Origin of the sequence: Actinoalloteichus spitiensis RMV-1378, from assembly GCF_000239155.1 — a bacterium.
Taxonomy (GTDB): Bacteria; Actinomycetota; Actinomycetes; order Mycobacteriales; family Pseudonocardiaceae; genus Actinoalloteichus_B; species Actinoalloteichus_B spitiensis.
The window spans coordinates 1-3,959 of the sequence record NZ_AGVX02000428.1 but is presented as its reverse complement, the minus strand read 5'-3'; the positions used below and the strand labels follow the sequence as shown (position 1 = coordinate 3,959).

The 3,959-nt window shown below is 72.5% G+C and carries 1 protein-coding gene; it reads right to left on the bottom strand.

What is annotated here, in order from left to right:
* Positions 1 to 1,789: 1,789 nt before the first annotated feature.
* A complete protein-coding gene (locus ACTIDRAF_RS29670) occupies positions 1,790 to 3,292 on the bottom strand; it encodes an MFS transporter (RefSeq protein ID WP_083886458.1) in 1,503 nt (500 codons plus the stop codon).
* Positions 3,293 to 3,959: the final 667 nt, after the last annotated feature.

Sequence of the window (3,959 nt, the reverse complement as noted above, 5' to 3'; positions counted from 1 at the left end):
GGGGGGGGGGGGGCCTGCCGCTCGCCCTGGTGGCGGCCGCCGCGGTGGTCGCCGTCGCGGACGGGTGGCGTGATCTGCTCGTCTTCATACGCGACACCTGTTCACCTCGGTTCTCGCCGCATTCTGTCGAGGAAAGCGGCGAGTTAGCCGGAAGATGACGGGGTTTCCCGTTTCCCAGTTGGCGTGGCGCCGGGCAACCCCCGGTAACCGGTAATGCCGAACGGTTGTCGCGCTGGTGGTCGGGGAACGCGAAAGCCCCCAACCGGGGGAATTGGTTGGGGGAGTGGGTGGACCTCGTTCCGGTGTCGCGCACCCGGTTTCGGTTGTGCGGCACACCGGTTCCGGGACTCGCGCGGGTATCCGTCGGGGGTCGGCGCGTGGACCGGCACCGGTGGGACGGAGCCGGAACGTGGGGGAAGGCACGGCCGCGCGTCGTCCTCGTCAGGCGGCGGCCGTGCCTGCCATGTCGGGAGTGCTGTTCGCCGAGCTGTGCCACGACCCGGGGGCCCGGCAGGGGGTTGCCGCGCACCTCCGGCCGGCGAGCATCGGCCCGGTGGTGGGGGATCAGGATCGGACCGGCCGCGAGCGCACGTCCCGGCCGGTGCGTTCCGAGGCGGCGAACGGAGCCGCCGAGCACCCCGCCGGTGACCATCCCGCCGGGTTCCGTGCTCGGCCTGGCGGAGGTCCGGGCCTAGCGGTGGGCCGGCGGTGTTCGAGGTGGTCCTCGCCGTGTCCCGGGTGGGGTGCGGGGGCGCGGACGGGGATGAGGCCGCCCCGAGGACCGTTCGCCCGGTCACGGTCGAGTGGCCGCGGTGGCTGGCCGCCCTGAGGCCGAGGCGCCGGCGGCTCCAGCGGCGGTGCCCTCCCGAGTGGACCACCGTCCGGGGAGAACGGGTTCCGCCTCGGACCGGCGCCGCCGTGCTGGCTCGACGCCGAACGGCCGCGCGCGGGCGGACGAACCCTCGACCGGGTGTGGTCGTCGTTCAACCCGAACGACATCCCACCGCCTCCCGGGTGCGCCGCCCCGGGCGGTCCCGGGGCGAGGGGGTCCGCGCGATGCCTGGCCCCACGCCGGGCACGGCCCGAATCCGCCGAGCGTTCCGCCACCGGCGACATCCCGTCCCGGTGCGACGGGCGGGAACGCCGGTGCGGGACGGCGCGAGGCCCGCGTGTCGCCGACGAGCGGATCCTCCGCGCCGAGGCCCGGGCGGACCGCGAACGCGAGTCGCTCGGCCGACGGCCCCTGGGCGCCTGTTCGGACGGTCACGCCGATCGCCGGCCGTGCCGCCGGATCTCGCGGCTACCGGCGTCGGCTCGTCGAGAGGCCGCCTCCTGGGCGCGTGGCACGAGCCCGTCCCGCCCGGACCTGAGGTGTTCCACGTGGGTCGGCGGGGCCGAGCCCGGGCTATCGGTGGTGCTGGGCCGGCCGTGGCGGGCGCGTGGTGGGGCGGCCATGGTGGGACCGCCCTCCTCTCACGGGTGAGTGGTGGTGGAGGACGAGAAGGCGGACGTCGTCTCCCCGGGGGCAGCTCCGCGGCGGCGACTGGTGGCCGGTCGGGCTGGTCCCGCCGACCGGTGCTCGTCCCCCGCGTGGCGTGCCCGGCTCGGCGGTGTCGTTCCGGGACGACGGCCCCCGGGCTGGTGTGGGGCCGACCGGTTCTCCGACCCGGTGGCGGCCGGGTCGGAGAACGCCGGTCCCTGAGGGCGCCCGTGGTGCGCGTCCCACCCGGACCACCTCACGGCGGTGGGGGCCGGGAACGCGACTCCGGCGGGCGCGGGTGGGGTGGGTTCATCGCGGAGTCCTCTCCCGAACCCGGTTCGGGGAGTCCCACTCCTCGTCGCCGGGAACCCCTGGTCCCACCAGGATCATCGACCAGTGGTCGGGGTCGCCCTCGAGGCGCACCGGCACCAGGGCCCGGCGGCGGTCACCCCGCACGTCCCACCGGCGGGGGCGGAGCCGCATCGGCACCGCCTCGCCCCGCTCCTGCGCCTCGAAGTGCACCGCCCTGGCGCGACGCCACCAGACGACGGTGCGCACCGAACCCAGCAGCAGCATCGCGAACGCTCCGGCCAACCCGACCTGGTAGGCGTGTTGCACCGACAGCGAGCGGCTCATGTCCAGCAGCACCCCGATGAGCAGGGTGGACGAGGCCGTCGCCAGGTGACCGCCCACGTTGGCCAGCCCGATCGCGGTGCCCATCTGCCGCATCGGGTTGTAGTCGCGGATCAGGGCGAAGGCGACGGCGGTGATCGGGCCGCCGCTGGCGAACACCAGGAACGCCACGCACGCCAGCATCGCCGGTGGCGTGCCGTCGGGCCACAGGGTCAGCAGCAGCATCCCGGTGATGCTCAGGGCGAGGTAGGCCAGCACCCACCACATGCCCGACTCGGGGCGGAGCCGCATGCTGGCACCGATGATCGGCCCGCCAACCACTCCGGTGAAGACGAACAGCCCGATGACCATGCTCGCCGTCGCCGAACTCAGTCCCAGCGACTCGACCAGGTAGGAGTATCCCCACAGCAGGCCGAGCATCCCGGGGAGCATGCCGGTGGAGAAGTGCACCCAGAACGCCAGGCGCGTGCCCGGGATGCGCCACACCTGGGGGAACTGCCGGAACACCGAGGTGGCGTCGACCCGTTCGCCCTGGGGCTCGGAGCTGTCCTCACCGAGCCGGCCGGGCCGCATCACCACGCCCACGACCACGGAGTACCCGAGCGTCCCCAGGCCGAGGAGCAGGAAGGTGGTGGTCCACCCGGCGTAGCCCAGGGCGAGGGCGAGGGGCACGGTGGCGATGACGCCACCCAGGGCGCCCAGCGCGTTGGACATCGCCACCACGAGCGCGTAGTTGCGGGCGGTGAAGTGGACGGCGATGGTGCGCAGCAGCGCGACCCAGGTCAGGGAGTCACCGACTCCGACGGTGACCCGGGAGAACAGCGCCAGCGGGTACGAGGTCCCGAGGGCGAACAACACCTGGCCCACGCCCATCAGCAGCACCGAGGCGACCAGCACCCGCTTGGGGCCGAACCGGTCGACGAGGAGGCCAGCGGGGATCTGCATGATCGCGTAGACGATCAGGTGCAGCACGGTGAAGGTGGCCAGCGCGCTGGAGCTGATCGCGAATCTCTCGCTCGCCATCGGGCCCGCCACTCCGAGCGAGCCGCGGTGTAGGACGGCGGCGAGATAGACGACGACGGCAACCGCCCAAATCAGCCACGCCTGCCGTGAAGCACGGTCGGCCGACACAGTGACCTCCAGTGAAAACGAATTCGGGAGCGGGAGACAGCGCCCCATTACCCGGGGAAGCGCACCCGCCCCCGCTGGTCGGAGCGTGAAATTCCGATTACTGAGAGCGACACTATCGCCTCTTTTCCCTGTTTCTTGGCGACGGCGAGATCGACACTCGTTCGTGCTACCGCGCGGCCGTCGCGTTTCCCGCCTCGGAGTGAAGATCGACTTGCGGAAATCCGGAGCGTGCTCGCCGGTTCGCCGCCGGCCGCGGAACGGTCACCGCGGAACGGGGTGAACTGCCTGCGCAGCACTGGGCGAGCGGTGCGGTCGCAAGGGGAGTGACCAGCCGCGACACCGCGGCTGGCTCCCCGGAGGGACGGGTCGTCCTGGTGTGGTGACACTCCGCTTCCTCCGCAGGTCACCGCCGGTACCGCTGGTTCCCCGATCGGGTAGGAAAGCAATTGTGGACGAGTTCGATGCCGCCGAAGGGGTGATGTTGCGCCAGGGGATGGTCCCTGTCGGAAAACGTGAGAAGACTCCGGAGTGGCGCGGGTTCGCGGCGATGTGATTTGTGTCGATCTTAATCGGTACACCCTTTGTTGGTGGTTAGGAATCAGTTCACGTCGGGTATGGGGGTCTGTTTGCCGCCCGGACGGGCGGCATTCACCGGCCCGGCGCGCGACGGCGCGCCCGGTGACCGCGCGGCCTCGCCCCCGCCGGTTCGGCGCGG

Bases quoted from the DNA above. Each gene is read 5' to 3' on its own strand.
- ACTIDRAF_RS29670 (WP_083886458.1), bottom strand. From the start codon at position 3,292: ATGGGGCGCTGTCTCCCGCTCCCGAATTCGTTTTCACTGGAGGTCACT.